We start from the raw sequence: 17456 nt of genomic DNA on the forward strand, positions 1-17456 counted from the left end.
TTATGAAACTAAGACAATCAATATATATAACAGCCCTTGTGCTGAGCTTTGGCCTGGTAGTTGGCTGTAGCAGCGACGACAACGGAACTTACATGGACGACGACATGATGATGGATGATGACATGATGATGGACGACGATGATATGATGGGCGTTGATTTTACAGGAACATTTGCACAGGTAGACCATTTGGGTCGTCCAGGTATCAATACCACTTTGAGTTTTGATATGGAAGGTGAAGCAAGTGTTAAAGATGCACACAACACCACAATTCCTTCGGAAATGGGTGCAACTTTCCAGGCGGGATTCCAAGCAAGATTAGAGCAATACCACGATGTATATGCTCTTAAATTGGGATTGGACCCTGCAGATGTGAATTACGAAAACAACATCTTAGGATTGGATGCGGCAACACTGACTTCAATTTTGGCTGCTGATGTTTTGGAAGTAGCTCCAGATTTACCAACAACTTACTTTAATCCAGGTACAGACCTTGATAACGATGGTAGTGTATTGGTGCCAGACGGAGATGAGGTGGCCCTAACAGGAAGACACCCGAACGATGATATTATTGATGTATCTCTGATCTTATTCTTTGGAGGTATGGAAGGAGACCGATTTAGCGGTCAAGACCTTGATGATGATGGAATGGCCGATTTGCCAAGACTAACATCTGACGGTGTTGGGCTAACGGCCAATATTTCAACTACGTTTCCATATTTGGGAGCTCCTGAGTAATTGTTATGAAAAGGATGGGGGAAGGAAACTTTCCTTCCCCCTTATTTAATTTAAAAACAACAACAAGATGAAAACTACAATACAATATATCTTTCTGCCACTGGTCCTATTGTTTTTGGCATCGTGTCAGCAAGAAGAAGCAACGTTTAAAACAGACAGCAAGGATTACGATCAATTTTTGGCATCCGAACCCGTAAAGCCTACATCTGAATATTTCAAACTTTGGGATAACAAAATAAAACGGGATAGCATGCAGTTGCTTAGTTTGGGCAAGGTAGCTGGAGAGTACAGCCGTTTTTTTAAAGGAACGGGTGATATAAAATATCTAAAAGATGCCGAGCAATCCCTTAAAAAAGCAATGGAGATTGCCGCTGTGGGCAAATCGGGATACTTAAGGGCTTTGGCCAGAAATTACATTTCGCAGCACCGTTTTAAAGAGGCTTTGGTTTTGGCGAAAAAAGCAAGAAAATTGGGAAGTGGCATCAACGAAACACAAAGTTTGTTTTTTGACCTGCACATGGAGTTGGGCAACTACGACCGGGCAAACCAATATTTGGACAGCATCCATAACATGTCCGATTTTGGATATTTGATTCGTGTGGCAAAATGGAACGACCATAAAGGCGATTTGGATACGGCCATTGAATTTATGGAAAAGGCTATGGCCAAGGCAGAGTCGTCTAAAAATAGAGGGCTATTACTTTGGTCCTACACCAATCTTGCTGATTTTTATGGGCACGCCGGACGTATCGAAGACTCCTATAACCTATACCTCAAAGCACTTCAAATAGACCCTCAAAATGCCTATGCGAAAAAAGGAATTGCCTGGATAGTCTATTCCCATGAAAGAAATGGGACTGAAGCCCTTCGGATTTTGGATTCCATCATGAAAAAGAATAAATCACCGGAATACTATCTGCTAAAAGCTGAAGTTGCTGCTTATCTAAAAGATGATATGCTTAGGGTGCAAGCTTTGGATGATTATTACAAGACTGTAGAAAACAACAAAGATTACGGAGATATGTACAATGCATACAACGTTGATTTCCTGTTGAGTATGGATGTGCAGCAAAGAGCCTTTGAGTTGGCACAAGCAGAGGTGAGCAATAGACCTACACCTGAATCTTATGGATGGTTTGCGTACAGTTTACTTCACTTAGGGGAAAAACAAAAAGCTTTAGAAGTAATAGAACGGCATGTCATAGGAGCCACATACGAACCCGCGATACTTCATCAAGCTGCTGAAATCTATAAGGCCAATGGTGAAAAAGAAAAAGTTAGCGAGTTAAAACAAGAGTTAATGGGGGCAGCATACGAGCTTGGTCCAGTAAAAGAGGCACAAATAGCGAGTCTTTAATTTCCCCATCAAAAAACCTAGGTTGGAGATCATAGCGATCTTAGCTTGGTTGTTGTTTTTAGGTACGCCATGGTTTTTACACCATGGCGTTTTTTTATTCGTTGGAAATTACTTCCTCAGCATCTGTTTTTTTCTCTTTTAAAATTTCTATTCCTTTTTGAATGACCAAATTGGTGGGTATGGTTATCTGCTTGCCATCATCTGTTCGCATAAAAAGATAAAAACCGCTTATATCCTCAACTTTGCCCGTCCAATCAAAATCTTTGTCCATAACTCGTATTCTATCGCCCAAACGGAGAGGATGATTGAAAAAAAGAATCACACTGGCCGTTAAATTGGACAAAATCGACCATTGGGCCACAAAACCAACACCCAATATGGCCAAAATGGAGGATACGAACACCGAAAAATCTTTCCAATTCACACCCCATATTAACGAAATGCCCATGAATGCTACCAAATAGAACAGTAAGTTGATCAAATAAAAAATAATTTTTCTACTGTTCATGTCAATGGCGCTTGTTTTGCCAAATTGTCTAATGGCTCTTTTGCTCAAAGAATTCAGGGCTATAATTATAACCAAAAGAACAATGGTAAATAAAATCTCGGATTTGAAGGACATTGGATCAATCATGGTAGTTCTTAGTAAATTTGGTTTAACTTATCAATCTAAACTACGAATAAACCCTTTTACTTTCTAAACCATGAAAACAGATTTCGAAGAAAATTCATGGGTGATAAATTACTCACCGGACAATTATTATAACCGAAAATTCTCATTACAGGAAGACTTGCAGTTGTCCAAAGGAGATAAATCCATCACTTGGGTAAATACTTACGGTTTGGAATATATGGAGGAGTTCAGACGAATGGTAGATGGTAATGATCTGGATGATTTTTTACTTCGATTATTATTGAATCAAAAATCGGGCAACAAGGTAATCGTATTGGAGGACCAGCTATTTATAGCCGCCCGAATCTTAAAAACTGAGCATCATAGTATGGAATCCGAACAAATGTATTTTGTGATATCCAAAGACTTTAATTGGTGCATACAAGAAAAGAGGGGTGACCATTTTGATTGGATTCGGCAGCGAATATTCGAAAACAAGGGCATTATAAGGAAAAAGCGGGCAGATTATCTCCTGTTCTTTATCTTGGAAACCCTGATAACCAATTACAAGGACAAATATGAGGAGAGTGTGGTGATGGAGAACGCATTGGACGCTATTGTAAAACGGGAGCCTACACCAGAGTTTATGTTCGAGGTGGAACAGAAAAAAGCAATTATTCAAGATTTCAAAAAGGCTTCACACGGGCTAAGGGATATCATTATAAAGTTAGAAAGGGTAGAGGTAAAGGGATTTCAGGCCAAATACTTTAGTGAGCTCAGGGAACAGATAAATGGCTTGATCGCGGACATCGATTCCGATATTATGGAATTGGAAAGCCAAATAAACCTGTTTTTTAGTGTACAAGGCCATCGATTGAACGAAGTAATGAAGACCCTGACCATTTTCTCGGTGGTGTTTATCCCACTCACATTTATGGCAGGTATTTATGGTATGAACTTCGAAAACATGCCGGAATTAAAATGGCCCTACGGATATTTTATCCTTTTGGGGGTTATGTTGGTTGTTACCGTGATTTCTATCCTCATTTTTAAGCGAAAAAAATGGTTTTAGCAATCAATATTTCTCTATAAATAGATTGGGTAGGGTATTACCCGTTCTTATCCAATGATAAACATCATATTCTTGGCAATTGTCGCTCGGTAGATTTGTGTCATCATTTTAAAATTAACACATGATGAGAAAAAAAATAATAGTAGCAGTAATGGCTTTAATGGGGTTGTCCAATTTGGCAATAGCACAAGATACCCCAGCTGATAATGGAAGCAAGTGGCAATTTAGGTTGAGAGGAATTGTGGTTTCTCCTGACGAAAGTGCCGATATCGAAGCCATTGGCGGAGATGTTGATATTTCCACTTCCGTTGTTCCTGAGTTCGACATTACCTACTTTTTTGATGATAATTGGTCTTTGGAGCTAATCTTGGCGACCACTAAACACGATGTTGAGGCTGTGGGTACTGCTGCAGGTGATATTGATTTGGGAAATGTATGGTTATTGCCCCCTACGCTTACGGCCCAGTACCATTTTACAGGAGGTGATTTTGTTCCTTATTTGGGTGCTGGTCCCAATCTAACCCTGTTTTATGGGGTTGATGAAGGACCAACCGCCGACGATGTTGAGTACGATACAGCTGTTGGCTTTGCATTACAAGGAGGGTTTGACTTTATGCTAAACGATAAATGGTTCTTGAATTTGGACATTAAAAAGTTGTTCTTGAACACTACCGCCACTGTTGATGCAACCACTGCGTTAGGAGCTACTGTGGACGCTGATGTGGACATCAACCCATGGGTATTTGGTGTTGGTGTAGGTATTAAACTTTAATATTCGATTGTTTTTTTAGGTAATTTAAGTTTTGAAGGCAGTTTGGTTTATCCGGCTGCCTTCTTTTTTTTGCCTAAAGTTAAGAACCTACCGCACCCAAGGTGTACAATTGTTCCAAGGTTGGGGTTTTGCTACCTCCCTCAGGTTCCAACGTAATACCAAAAGCTTCCGATTCGTTTGCGTTTTCCAAAGTAAAGAGCCTGGTGTCCTGCGACGCAAAATCATCCAACAATCCGATACTGGTAGGGGTAAGCGGGTCCAATTTTAATGACCATACTTGATAAGTGAATCCATCAGGTGGTTCGGGAAGTCCCTGTGCATCAATGATTACTTTGCTTTCCTCCTTGTTCCAATACGCTTTTGCGTAAGATGAAGGGGACACCGTTTGTCCGCCAAGAGCGATCACGGTTACATTTTTATCCCTTATTTGTTGTAATAAAGTTTCTTTACTGGTTATTTCTTCTTGTGTATCGGTTAGGATATCTTCCAAGCTTTGCTTTTCTTGATTGGTAAGTTCAATTTCCGATTTAAGTTTGGAGTTTTCAGTGTACATCCAGAACAAGCCTATTGCCAATAAAACAGATGCTGCCCATCCTAAGTAACTGCCCCATGGAGTTCCCTTGCCAGAAGAGGCTTCGGGCGTGAACGGAATTACATCTCCTAATTCTGCTTTTACCTTGGCAAACCCATCTTGTGGCATTTTTGGCGAAGCTGCCTCTGTAAGCTCGAGAATGGCCTTCTCAATTTCCTCAATTTCTTTTTTAATTTCCGGATACTGTATGGCATAGTGCTGTACCTCAAGATTTTCTTCAGGGGACAGTTCTCCAGCAACGTAGAGTTCCAATATTCCAGACGCTATGTACTCTTTCACATCCATGCTCATGCCATATTTTTTCTAATGTTGGAAATACAGCTTCTAATCCTTGTTTTTATCGTGCCAATGGGAGTGTTTAGCTCTTTGGCAGCTTCCTTTTGTGTATATCCCTTAAAGTAAAGCATATCTATTAGTAAAATGCATTTTTCTTTTAGCCCTTTTAATAAGGACTGAAGACCAATGGTGTCCATTTTACTGTTTAAATCCTCACCGCTTTCAAAAATACCTACGAGAGAATCTACAGGAAGGTTCTTTTTTTTGTTTTTATGGGTTTTAGAACGCACTTCATCGATAGCGGCGTTCCTGGCAATATTCAATATCCAAGTAAAGAAACGACCCTTAGAGGTGTCATATTGGTTCGATTTTTCCCAAATTTTCACAAAAACATCTTGACAAATCTCTTGGGAACGCTCCGAATCTTTGACAATTACATTGATTGCCCCACAAATATTTTCAGCATACATGTTGTACAAGGTCTCAAAAGCGACCGTATCCTTTTTTTGAAATTGTTGTATGAGGTTGTCCAGATCCATTGAAGTTGGCTAAATATATAAAAAAAGAGCTGCTCCTAGCAGCCCTCTTCATAAATCTTTATTGAAAAGCTATTGCTTATTTCTGCTCCAATAAAATAGAACCTTCAATGGCAACATCTTCCCAAGTTTTGCTAACACCATCGGAACCAGTGTGTAATATCTTGCATGCTTCGTTCAAGGAAGCCAAGGCGTCTAAAGCATTCCATTGCTTCAAGTCCATAACTCCTGAGAAATTTACATGGTTGTCATCTGTGATTTCATATTCCATAGGAAGTTCGGTAGACATTCCGTTCATACTCAACTGTACAGCACAACTTTTGTCATCCTTAAAAGTAAAGGTACCTGTAATCGACTGTGTCTCTGCCATTTTATCAAAAAAGAATTCAATGATTTTTGGGTCCCTTGTCTTTGTTGGGTCATTGGTAAAAAGACTGCTCACAGGGATGGAGAACTCAAGGCCATCCAATGTTTCCATTGGAGTTTCACCAGCGGTGTATGTTAATTCAACTTCTTGAAAGGTTCCGCCAACGGGAACTTTGTCCGTAGTTTTATAGGCGGTAAACTGTACATCGGTAGAATCCTCTACAATACTATAGGTTGCAACCGCTTCTTCTGTCTTTTCTTCTTCCTTTTTTGTTTGCTTGCAGCTGAAAGCGGCTACTAGTAATAGTCCCAATGCAGCAATTTGAATTTTTTTCATTTCGGATGTTTTAAATTTAGGTCTAAGTTAGTCATTATTCAAAGGGCTGTCAATAAAAAAGCCGCCCGAAAGGACAGCTTTTTACTTTGGTGTTTTTCAAATATTATTGAATGATTCCTGTACAAGCAATTCGTGTACCAGCAGCACCCGAAGGTTGTGATGTGTAATCATCCGTTCCTTGATGGACAATTACCGCTTTTCCTAAAATATCTTTTTTCTCATCACCACAGCCAATACACCATTCGTCCGTGGAAAATTCTACAGTGGCGTTCCCATCTGCGTTTGCTGTGAAATTACCAATGTCACCTTTGTGATATCCATCTTCGGAGCCCCATTTTCCATGTGGTTCATGAGTGGGGTTCCAATGTCCTCCGGTAGATTTTCCATCGGGTGAAGAACAGTCGGCTTTTTCGTGTAGGTGAATCGCATGTTCACCTTCATCGAGTCCTAAAAAGGTAGCTCTCATGATTACTTCTCCTTCATTTTGGGTAAAAACAACTTCACCGCTTACATTACTATCGCTTTTGGGTTCCATTGTAAATGTAATGACTTCAGGGTCAATTTTTCCTGCAACTTGTTCAACCGTCTCCTCAACCTCTTCGGTTGTCTCTTCGGCTTCTTTTTTTGCCTGTTTACAGCTAAAAGCTGTTATAAATAGTAGCGCTAAGGCTGTTATTTGTACTTTTTTCATTAAAATGAATTTTTTATGATTAGCTTATAATTTAGGCATTATATGTACCCAAGTCAAGTTGCAGGCCATTGAATTTTTATGGTTTTTTCTTGTTGAACAATCCTCTTAAATCAGGATTGTAGAAAACCGCGAACTGTAATCGATCATAAACAGCATTGGCAAACTGATTTCTTAAGTACCCCAATTGCACACTACTGTTTTCAGTAATGTTCACACCAACAGCTCCGTACAATCTATTCTGTCCAAATAAATCATCTTGAAGGTTGATGAATAGTTCATCGTAAAAATTCAAAAAGAAAGTATTTGTAAGGGGCAGGGTCATCTGTATGCGATAGCGAGCTCGATGTTGTGTGTCGGTTGTTTCGCCAAAATCCAAGAAACGCTGTTCCAAACGGTAACGATGCTCAAACAAGAATTCCCATACCTTATTCTTTAGAATAAACTGCTCAAAAATCCGGTGCTCCTTGGAATCTACCTCTCCTTCAAACTCATAAAATGTATTATCGGTTTCAATAAATGCATATCCTCCGGTTGCCATAGCATTTGGGTTGATGTGATAATTGAGACCTGTTCGCAGTAACATCTGATTAAAGTTGCTGGTAGTTTCGTAAAATCGAAACTGGGCCTCGGTGTGAATACTGAAACGTTCCGAAACCTTGTTGGCCCCAAAATACATATACCAAGCACCCATTTCATCCTCGCCGGGTCTTTGTGCATTCGCGGTCAATAATCCAAATAGGATAAATAGGGCTGCTAATTTTTTGATCATTTATTCTCTTCTTTAATTGGGGTACTTTTTTCTTCTTTTAAGTACTCGTCCAAAAATTCTAAAATTTTACTGTATGCCGTAATTTGATTTTCTTTCTTCACAAAACCGTGCCCTTCATCTTCAAAAAGCACATATTCTACGGGAACTCCATTTTTACGAACTCCTGCCACAATTTCATCGGATTCTGCTTGTAATACTCTTGGATCTTGTGAACCTTGAAGTACAATCAATGGTTTAGTGACCTTATCTGTATGGAAAAGAGGGGAAATCTGCTTTAACCGAACAGAATCCGCGCTATAAGGGTCTCCTAACTCTTTGTAAAGGGCATCTTTAAAGGATTCCCACCATGGTGGGATGCTTTTTAGCGTTCTCATCCAATTAGTGACCCCAAACAGGTTCACACCTACATCAAATTCTTCGGGAGTGTAGGTCAAAGCGGCCATCGTCATATAACCACCGTAGGATCCTCCTATGATTCCAATTTTTTCACCATCAATTTCGGGCTGTTGAGCCAACCAATTTTTACCTTCTACACAATCCTTAAGGTCTTTGTCACCATGGTTTAAATCGTCCATTTGGTAAAAAGTCTTCCCATATCCGCTGCTTCCTCGGTTGTTTACTGCTAAAACTGCATAGCCGTGGTTTACCAAATATTGGATGAAGGAGCTAAAGTTTTGGCGGGATTGACCACCTGGGCCTCCGTGCACCCAAACCAAGGCAGGAACCGGATTTTCTGCGGTTGCCTGATGAGGCGTATAGTAAATGGCAGGAATTTCCAGTCCATCAAAAGATTTGTAACGTACCACTTCTGCTTTTACCAAGTCCTGACCCTGAACTTCGGGATTCAATACATCGGTCAACTTTTTCTGTTCCTTGGTTTCCAGATTGTATACGTAAAGATTAGAAGGCGTATGAGAACCTCCTGCGTAAAAACGCATCATAGTTTCGTCATTGGAAAAACTAACACTTGTAACCTCCATGTTTTCCACAGTGGGCAAGTCGATATTCTCCCCAGTAGCCACGTCCATTACTTCAATGGTGTTTTTGGCATCTTCGTTAATGTAAGTAACCTGATAGGTTCCTTGATCGGTAAAGTAGCTCCCGGAAATATCCCAATCACGCTCCATGGCCCTTTCGTAGGATTCATCGGCAATGGTATATTTCATCAAATAGGAAAACTCGCTACCATCGTCCGTGGTGTAATAAAGGGCAGAACCATCAGGAGAAAAATCCTGAGGAGCGTTTCCACTTTGGTTTTTATTGATTTTCATCAATTCATCAGACTCCAAGTTGTATAAAAACAAATCACTGTCGTTCGTGTTGATGGACTTACTTAATGCCACATATTTTTCATTAGGTGAAACTACACCAACATCATACCCGTCATCATTTTGATACACCAATTCCGAAGTCAAGGTCTCTAAATCCATCTTGTACAAATCCATAAACCGACTTTCCCTTTTATTGGAACCGTAAAAGAATGCGGTTTTGTCTTCGGACCACTGATAAAAAAGAGATCGTGCTCCTTCTTCTGGCGTCAGGTCTTTATGACTGCCATCAGTATCTCGAACAAAAATGTGATAGATTTCATCGCCATTATTATCCATGCGGAACAGCATTCGTTCGTCTTTTGGAAAATAGGAGATGGCGAAGACAGAAGAACTGTCCGATTGTGTAACAGGCATCATGTCACCACCCGAAGTTGGAATGGTGTACATATTGTATATGCCCGAACGGTTACTCGAAACCAACAGTTTGGATTTGTCCGGTGAAAAACTGCCTCCACCAATGGATTCGTTGTCCATCATTTGTGAGATAGTGTAGGTCTTCATCGTGTCGGCGATGGAAAGTTCCTTTTTCTCTTCTTTGCAAGCCCAAATACTTGTAATTAGGGCAATGGCCAATATTTTTTTCATGTTTTTTTACTTTAGGTTAAAGCTTTCTGTCTCTTTAAAAGGAGAAAGGTCCAATGATTCAATGGAAGTTCGGTACGATTTCCATTTTTCATTAAAGAATGCATTGGTTTGGTCCAATGCAGCCTTTAGCTCTTCTTCGGCGAACTGAATCATTCTTCTTTCAGTTGCCGTAATCCCGGATTTTCTAGAACCTACATAGTAGGATGCATTGCCCAATCTAGACATTACATTAGGTTCGGGATTTCTAACAATACCCTGGCGTTTATCATCTTTGCCCAGATAGAGTGCTACAACGGAATCAATCTGTTTTACGATTTCTTCCGAGGCTTTAATTTGTTCTTTGAACTTATCCTTGTCCAATTCTTTAAGTTCTTTTTTGAACTTGTTTGCCAAACCCTTGCTCTCCACCAATTGTTTTACGGCATCTGCAGCGGTTTGTGTGTAGCCTTCCAGCTTTTTGCTGGTTTCGTACACTTCGTTGATGGAGGCCATGTTAACATCCAACCTTGGATCTGTTTTCACGGTTACCGATGTGGAATCAGATGTTTCGCCATAGCTAACTTTTACTTTGTAAGTGCCTGGTTTTACATCTACACCACCACGTTCACGGTTGTTTTTTCTGATGGTTCTTGATGGTCTGTCCGGCCCTTTTTCATCCAAGTTCCAATAAATTCTGTGGAAACCTGCTTTTTCAGGAGTTTTGTATTTCAAAGTCCTGATGAGTCTATCACCATCATAAAACTCGAAGAAGATGGAATCCTTGGTTTTTTCTTTGGACTTTTCTTCCTCAGCTTCTTTTTCATCGTCTTCCTTTTCATCCTTTTTCTCTTCTTTCTTTTTCTCTTCTTTCTTTTTACTTCCTTCTTTAAGGTAGTAGGTAATCATGGCGCCAGATTCTCTGTTTTCTCCACTGTAAATGGCATCACCACCAAAACGGCCTCCGGTAGGTTGTTGATAAGCCGCTAGGTAAGCGTCTGGGCTATCGAACAAACTAACTTCTTTCTGTAAGATGGAAGTGTTGCCGGCCAATTTTCTCAAAGGACGGATATCGTCCAATACCCAAGCGGCCCTTCCAAAAGTTCCTATCACTAAATCCTGCTCTCTTGGGTGAATTGCTAAATCTTTAGTGGAAACTGTTGGGAAACCTTTATTCCATTTTTTCCAATTACTTCCTGCATTTAAAGAAATATAAAGGCCATCATCCGTGCCTAAGAACATGAGGTTTGGATTTTCTGGGTCTTCAATTATGGAAAGCGTGTAGCTTTCAACATCATTTTCATCTACAATCCGAGTCCAAGTTTTACCATAATCTTTGGTTCGATATGCATAAGGCGTATAGTTAAACCTTCTATAGTCATTGGCAACCAAAAGGGCTTCACCTTTGTTATTGTTTGAGGCTTTGATTTGTGGAATCCAGCTTCCTGCTGGTAGCCCTTTGATGTTTTTGGTTACATCTATCCAAGTTTGTCCTCCGTTAAGGGTGTAATGCACGCGGCCATCATCCGTTCCCACCCAAAGCATATCTTGTTCTACGGTTGATGGTTCAATTACTATAATGGTACAATGGTTTTCGGCCCCTGTGGCATCCATGGTCAATCCGCCACTTTCGCTCTGTTTTTGTTTCTCTTTATCGTTGGTGGTCAAATCTGGGGAAATCACTTCCCAGGTCAATCCTTTATCTGTGGATTTGTGTACAAACTGACTTCCAAAATATACGGTGCTATTATCAAAAGGGTCTTGGCCAATGGCAGCATTCCAGTTAAATCGAAGCATGGTGTCAGCATCGGGTGGGGTAGGGCGTACAATATAACCATCCCCCGTCTTCCAATCGTAACGGCTCACATACCCTTGCTGGCTCATGGCGTAGCCATATTGGCTATCATCCCTGTCCGGAACCACGTCGAACCCATCGCCAAAGGCGATTTCTTGCCAATAACTGTTTCTAATCCCCTGAGCTTTCCAAACATAAGCAGGTCCTCTCCAAGAACCGTTGTCCTGCATGCCCCCGTATACATTATAAGGATATTCGTTGTCCGTACTGATGTGGTAGAATTGCGCAGCAGGTAAATTGCCTATAAAACGCCATGTTTTACCTCCATTTTTTGTGATATTGAGTCCGCCATCGTTACCATCCATCATAAACTGGCCATTTTTCGGATGAATCCACCACGCATGGTGGTCAGGGTGAACCCCATTGTCAACACCATAAGCAGGCATTAATTGGGTGAAATTTTTTCCACCATCTTCAGAAACATTGATGTACGTAAATACAGAATAGACTCGATTTTCATTTTGAGGGTCTACATAAATTTCTGAATAGTAGAACGGGCGATTACCAATATCGCTCTTATCATTGATTTTTTTCCATTTAAAGCCACCATCAGTGGACTTGTATAAGGCATTCTTTTTGGCTTCCACCAAGGCATAAATAATATTGGGTTTGTTACTAGCGATGGCCACACCAATTCTTCCCAAATTTCCTTTGGGCAGGCCATCATCGGCGGTAACTTTTTTCCAAGTTTCGCCTCCGTCATGCGTAATGTGCAATCCACTGCCTTCACCTCCTGAGTTAAAGAACCATGGTTCTCTTTTGTGTTCCCACATGGCAGCAATCAGTTTGTTTGGGTTTTTTGGGTCCATTACCAAATCTGCAACACCTGTTTTGTTGTTTACAAACAATACTTTTTCCCAAGTTTCGCCACCATCGGTAGTTTTAAAAACACCTCGTTCCGGGTGTTCGCCCCAAGGGGAACCAATAGCCCCGACATACACTATATCTGGGTCTGTTGGGTCGATAATAACTCTGTGGATGTGCCGTGTTTTCTCTAGCCCCATGGATTTCCACGTTTTGCCTCCATCCAAAGATTTGTAGATACCGTATCCACCATTTAAGCTGTTTCTTGGGTTTCCTTCTCCAGTTCCTACCCAAATTACGGACGGATTGGATTGTTGAATGGCCACAGCACCTATTGAAGCTGTTACTTGATTATCGAATACAGGCTCCCATTTAATGCCTCCAGAAGTAGATTTCCATAACCCACCCGAAGCGGTTCCAACGAACATGACATCTGGATTGGAATGGACAACATCTATCGAAGTCACACGACCGCTCATTCCGGCGGGTCCAATGTTTCTTGGTTTCATATCCTGAACCAAGTCCATGTTAAATTCTTGTGCTGTAATACTTGCTGCAATTAGCAAGAAAAAGAAGAAAATTGATTTTTTCATTAGTTGAGTTTGTTGTTTTTTGAGTTTAGTCAGTATCTGAAAAAGCCGATAAGCCGTGGACATATGGTCTTTTTTTAGTCGCCTAAAGATACCAAAAACCCGTGCCTCAATTCTTAAAATGATGTTAATGAAGCCTGGTTGAGATATAGAGGTTTATTCGTTTTTATAGACAATACCATCTTTCATCACAAATCCAACATTTTTCATTTGCGAGATATCTTCTAAGGGATTGCCTTTTACTGCAATAATATCGGCTAAATATCCATTTTGAATACTCCCCAATCCATCAAAATGTAGAATTCTTGCATTCACAGAGGTCGCTGATTGTAAGGCTTTAATGGGCTCCATTCCATATTCGACCATAAGTTCCAGTTCCCTGTAGTTTTCGCCATGGGTAAATACACCAACATCTCCTCCGAAAACAATATCGACTCCCGACTCCAAAGCCAATTGATATGATTTTTTCTTTTTGGCTATGCGTTCTGGGTCGGCTTGGGCACCTTTTCTCCAACCTTTGTATTGCTCAATGGCGTCCCCTGCAGCGAGAGTAGGGCAAAGGGCTATGTTGCGCTCTTTCATCAATTTTAATACTTCCATGGTTGCTCCATCTCCGTGCTCTATCGTCTCCACGCCAGCCAATATCGCTCTCTTCATACCTTCGGGGGTACTTGCATGTGCCACAACATAACGTCCCGCAGTAGTGGCCGCCGAAACCATGGCAGTTATCTCTTCTTGTAAAAATGTAGGTTGTGAAGGCTCGCCTGAACCCCAACGATAATCTGCATAAATTTTAATAAAATTGGCACCGTTGCCCAATTGGGTTCGGACCTCTTTGATTGCTTCGCTACTGCCACTCACGGGATTTGCTCCCAAAGGCACTTTGACCCCATCATGGAATCCTTTTGGGCCATAAGCACCTGTTGCTACAATGGCAGGCCCAGCCATTAAAGTACGTGGGCCGGGAACAATACCATCATCTATAGTTTTTTTAAGATAGACGTCGGTGTATGCTGCTCCTTCGGAACCTAGGTCTCGCATGGAGGTTACTCCTGCCATTAAAGATTTTTTAGCATGAACTACGCCTCTAATGGCTCTTTCCGTGGGAGATTCCTTCAATACTTGGTCGTTCCATTCGGTTTCGTTGTACGGATGCAACAATAAATGTGAGTGTCCCTCAATAATACCAGGCATTAAGGTCATGCCCTTTAATTCTTGTTTGGTGTAAGAGCTAGCTTTTTTTAATCCATTCATTGGGCCAGCGTAGGTAATTCGGTTTTCATTTACAGCTACGACCCAATCCTCATGCATTCGTTCACCATCAAAAACGCGTTCAGGAATTAATAGGGTTTGTGAATGCAAACTGTTCAAACACAAAAATAGAAGTAAGAAAAAATAATGTTTTGGTTGCATGTTCGGGTTGTTTGGAATTAATCTATCACGGAGTTGTTCAATAACTCTTGCAGTTGTCTTTTAGAAAACACTTGGGTTCCTTTAATCACGGAAAAAATCTTTTCGGTGTTTTCGATGTTTTTCAAAGGGTTCTCATCTAAAATGACCAAATCTGAAACTTTTCCTTTGGAAACAGCTCCATAATTATTGGTTTGGTTCAAAAATTTGGCTCCATTTACTGTTGATGTACGAAGTGCATCCAGTGGTGATATACCGTTTTCCACCATAACTTGTAATTCTTTGTGCAACGATATACCAGGGTAGGTGTAGGAGTTGAACGCTCCGCTGTCCGACCCCGCCAAAAGTTGTACTCCTGCGGAATTAAGTGAATTGGCCAATTCACCAAAAAAAGTATCCAATTGTTTTCTGTTTTCTCGGGCTTCTTCCGTGGAATTTAATGCGGATTTTATCCTACCTTGATAGGTTTTTATAATTCCGTTCCCCATATATTTTAAATAAGGATCTTTGGAATGGTCCACTTCATCCAAGTAACTCAATGTTTTTCCAATATGAAGTGTCGGGACCACAAAAACATCGCTCTCTTTTAACTTGTTAAAGGTATTTTGGGCCGTACTATCCGAATAGGCACCCATGAGTGCGGGCATGGCACCCCAAAAACCCATTTCGCCCCTGTTTAATTTATCCGTAACCTCAATTTCGTTGCTCGCACACCCTTTCATAATGTAGTACAAATGCTCAATACCGTCCATGCCGGCATCAACGGTTTCACCCAAAGTGACCGTAAACGGCATATGTCCCGATACGGTGAATCCTCTTTTTTTGGTTTCTTGGATAGTTCTTAGGTAGTTTTCAGGTGAAATCCTACTATCATAAATCTTTACAAAGTCGACGTTCAAGGCTTCCAAAGAATCCAACGCTTCTGTAATATCTTCTTCGGTTTCCACCTCTAAAGAGCCTGCCCAAGTGGCGCTAGGACCATCAATTTTTGGACCCGCCGTGAAAATGGTAGGGCCAATGAGGTCTTCCTCAGCAATTTGATGTTTCCATTCCATCACAGCATGGGTAAGGTCGCCACCTGCATCACGCACCGTGGTTATTCCATTGGCTATAAAAAGCTTTAAAAAGTTCTTGTTGTTGGCAATTAATGAATCACCGCCTCTTAAGTGAATGTGGTTGTCCCAAAAACCGGGCAATACATATTTCCCGGTGGCATCAATAGTGGAATCAGCTTCGATATTAGCCACGGAATCTATCGCGGTAACTACTTGGATTCTCCCATTGGAAATGTAAATGTTTTGTTGTTCAACATTTCCTGTTTCCAGATGAATGACATTTGCATTGGTAATTGCCAATTCGTAGTTATTGGTAATTTCTTTTTTGCAACTGGAGATAATAAGTAGCAGTGATAAAAAGAGTAGTCGATTCATTCAAGGTTGTTTTATGATGCTTTAAAGATACCTGAATTTTTATTTTGCCAGCGTTTGGGTTATTCCACTTTTTTTAGTGATTTTTAACCAAATCCAAATTTTGAAGGAAACTAAGCCAAGTTGGTTCTATTTACTATTGTTGATTCTATCGGGTGAGGCCATCTTTATCCTTCCTTTTGTATTACCGCGTGTTTTTAGACCAACCGTACTGGATGTTTTGGAGTTGGACAATGTCCAACTAGGACTGTGCTTTTCGGTATACGGATTGGTCGCTATGATCTCCTATGTTTTTGGTGGACCTTTGGCCGACAAATATCAACCTCGAAAATTGATTGCCATTGCTTTATGGATGACCGCATTGGGAGGATTTTTGTTTGCTCAATACCCTGCTTTATGGGTGCTTCAGGTATTGTACGGTTGGTGGGGCTTTACCACAATTTTCCTCTTTTGGGCTCCCATGATCAAAGCAACAAGGATTTGGGGTGGCGCCGATTCACAGGGAAAAGCGTTCGGTTTTCTCGATGGCGGTCGCGGACTAACTGGTGCCTTGTTCGGTTTGATGGGGGTTGTAGTCTTCTCCTTTTTTTTATTGGAATCTCCTGAAATAGCTACTCTTCAAGACAGAAAGGATGCGTTTACGTATGTGCTGTATTTCTCATCCGCAATTATCATCTTGGTAGGCGTTTTAGTGTGGTTTTTTATGAAAACTAGTGATAACGATGAAAAGCTGATTCGTAATCGTATTTCCTGGGCAGATATTAAACAAGTCTTAAAACTACCTTCGGTTTGGCTGTTGATGGTAATTATTCTCTGTGGTTACGTAGGATATAAGATTACTGATATTATTTCGCAATATGCAGAAGAGGTCATGTTGTATAATCAAGTGGATTCGGCCAAAGTTGGAACCTTACTACAATTTCTCCGTCCTACAACAGGTATTCTATTTGGTTTGATTGCAGATAGGCTCAAAATCACTTGGTTGTTGGTGCTGAGCTTTATTTTGACACTAATCGGAGGCTTGCTATTTGCCAGTGGGGCAATAGCTCCGACAACCACACTTTTGTTCTTTATGTCCGTTGTTGTAATTGCTGCTGGGGTTTATGCCACACGGGCCTTGTATTTTGGAGTAATGCACGTTGGTAAAATTCCGTTGACCTTAACGGGAACAGCTGTTGGACTCATTTCGTTGATTGGCTATACGCCCGATGTATTTGCTGGTCCGGCCTACGGAATGCTTTTGGATGCACACCCGGGTGAGGAACTGGGGCATCAAAATGTGTTTTGGATGCTGAGTGTGTTTGCCCTTATTGGAGGAGTAGCTGCGTTTATCTACCACAGAAAATATGGTAAGGAGTGA

The 17456-nt window shown here is 40.9% G+C and carries 15 protein-coding genes; 5 read left to right on the top strand and 10 right to left on the bottom strand.

Annotated features, from left to right (window positions below):
- Positions 1-2: 2 nt before the first annotated feature.
- Together D2V08_RS10245 and D2V08_RS10250 are read left to right on the top strand one after the other, a co-directional pair.
- Positions 3-737, top strand: a complete 735-nt coding sequence (locus D2V08_RS10245; RefSeq protein ID WP_119608071.1) for a DUF4331 family protein — start codon at positions 3-5, stop codon at positions 735-737.
- A gap of 67 nt (positions 738-804) precedes the next feature.
- Positions 805-2094, top strand: a complete 1290-nt coding sequence (locus tag D2V08_RS10250; protein ID WP_119608072.1) for a tetratricopeptide repeat protein — start codon at positions 805-807, stop codon at positions 2092-2094.
- 94 nt (positions 2095-2188) lie between these two features.
- Here the strand turns inward: D2V08_RS10250 and D2V08_RS10255 are convergent, their stop codons facing one another.
- Positions 2189-2728 (bottom strand): mechanosensitive ion channel family protein, encoded by a 540-nt coding sequence (locus D2V08_RS10255; RefSeq protein WP_119608073.1) that lies wholly within the window; start codon positions 2726-2728, stop codon positions 2189-2191.
- A 70-nt stretch (positions 2729-2798) separates the two neighbouring features.
- Here D2V08_RS10255 and D2V08_RS10260 point away from each other — a divergent pair, with 70 nt between their 5' ends.
- Both D2V08_RS10260 and D2V08_RS10265 read left to right on the top strand, forming a co-directional pair.
- Complete coding sequence (locus D2V08_RS10260; protein ID WP_119608074.1) at positions 2799-3779, top strand: CorA family divalent cation transporter; 981 nt, start codon at positions 2799-2801, stop codon at positions 3777-3779.
- Positions 3780-3900: 121 nt separating this feature from the next.
- Positions 3901-4551, top strand: a complete 651-nt coding sequence (locus D2V08_RS10265; RefSeq protein ID WP_313790104.1) for an OmpW/AlkL family protein — start codon at positions 3901-3903, stop codon at positions 4549-4551.
- A gap of 79 nt (positions 4552-4630) precedes the next feature.
- Here D2V08_RS10265 and D2V08_RS10270 read toward each other — a convergent pair whose 3' ends face one another.
- The 9 genes from D2V08_RS10270 to D2V08_RS10310 form a co-directional block, all read right to left on the bottom strand.
- On the bottom strand, positions 4631-5428 hold the full coding sequence (locus D2V08_RS10270) for an anti-sigma factor (protein ID WP_119608373.1): 798 nt from the start codon (positions 5426-5428) through the stop codon (positions 4631-4633).
- Between the two features lie 2 nt (positions 5429-5430).
- A complete protein-coding gene (locus D2V08_RS10275; protein WP_119608076.1) occupies positions 5431-5958 on the bottom strand; it encodes an RNA polymerase sigma factor in 528 nt (175 codons plus the stop codon).
- 76 nt (positions 5959-6034) lie between these two features.
- Positions 6035-6658 carry a hypothetical protein gene (locus tag D2V08_RS10280; protein WP_119608077.1) on the bottom strand — a complete coding sequence of 208 codons (624 nt, stop codon included), beginning with the start codon at positions 6656-6658 and terminating at the stop codon, positions 6035-6037.
- 103 nt (positions 6659-6761) lie between these two features.
- Positions 6762-7349, bottom strand: a complete 588-nt coding sequence (locus D2V08_RS10285) for a superoxide dismutase family protein (protein WP_119608078.1) — start codon at positions 7347-7349, stop codon at positions 6762-6764.
- A 76-nt stretch (positions 7350-7425) separates the two neighbouring features.
- The gene (locus D2V08_RS10290; protein WP_119608079.1) at positions 7426-8118 is read right to left on the bottom strand and encodes a DUF2490 domain-containing protein; all 693 of its coding nucleotides are present in this window, start codon (positions 8116-8118) and stop codon (positions 7426-7428) included.
- Positions 8115-10034 (bottom strand): S9 family peptidase, encoded by a 1920-nt coding sequence (locus tag D2V08_RS10295; protein ID WP_119608080.1) that lies wholly within the window; start codon positions 10032-10034, stop codon positions 8115-8117. Before D2V08_RS10295 ends, D2V08_RS10290 begins: the two co-directional genes overlap by 4 nt.
- Positions 10035-10040: 6 nt before the next feature.
- Positions 10041-13262 (bottom strand): WD40/YVTN/BNR-like repeat-containing protein, encoded by a 3222-nt coding sequence (locus D2V08_RS10300; RefSeq protein ID WP_119608374.1) that lies wholly within the window; start codon positions 13260-13262, stop codon positions 10041-10043.
- 153 nt (positions 13263-13415) lie between these two features.
- The gene (locus tag D2V08_RS10305; RefSeq protein WP_182835521.1) at positions 13416-14672 is read right to left on the bottom strand and encodes a metal-dependent hydrolase family protein; all 1257 of its coding nucleotides are present in this window, start codon (positions 14670-14672) and stop codon (positions 13416-13418) included.
- A gap of 17 nt (positions 14673-14689) precedes the next feature.
- A complete protein-coding gene (locus D2V08_RS10310) occupies positions 14690-16099 on the bottom strand; it encodes an amidohydrolase family protein (protein WP_119608081.1) in 1410 nt (469 codons plus the stop codon).
- Positions 16100-16199: 100 nt separating this feature from the next.
- Between D2V08_RS10310 and D2V08_RS10315 the strand changes: the two genes are divergently transcribed.
- On the top strand, positions 16200-17456 hold the full coding sequence (locus D2V08_RS10315) for an MFS transporter (RefSeq protein WP_119608376.1): 1257 nt from the start codon (positions 16200-16202) through the stop codon (positions 17454-17456).

It is taken from the genome of Flagellimonas lutimaris, assembly GCF_003581615.1.
Taxonomy (GTDB): Bacteria; Bacteroidota; Bacteroidia; order Flavobacteriales; family Flavobacteriaceae; genus Flagellimonas; species Flagellimonas lutimaris.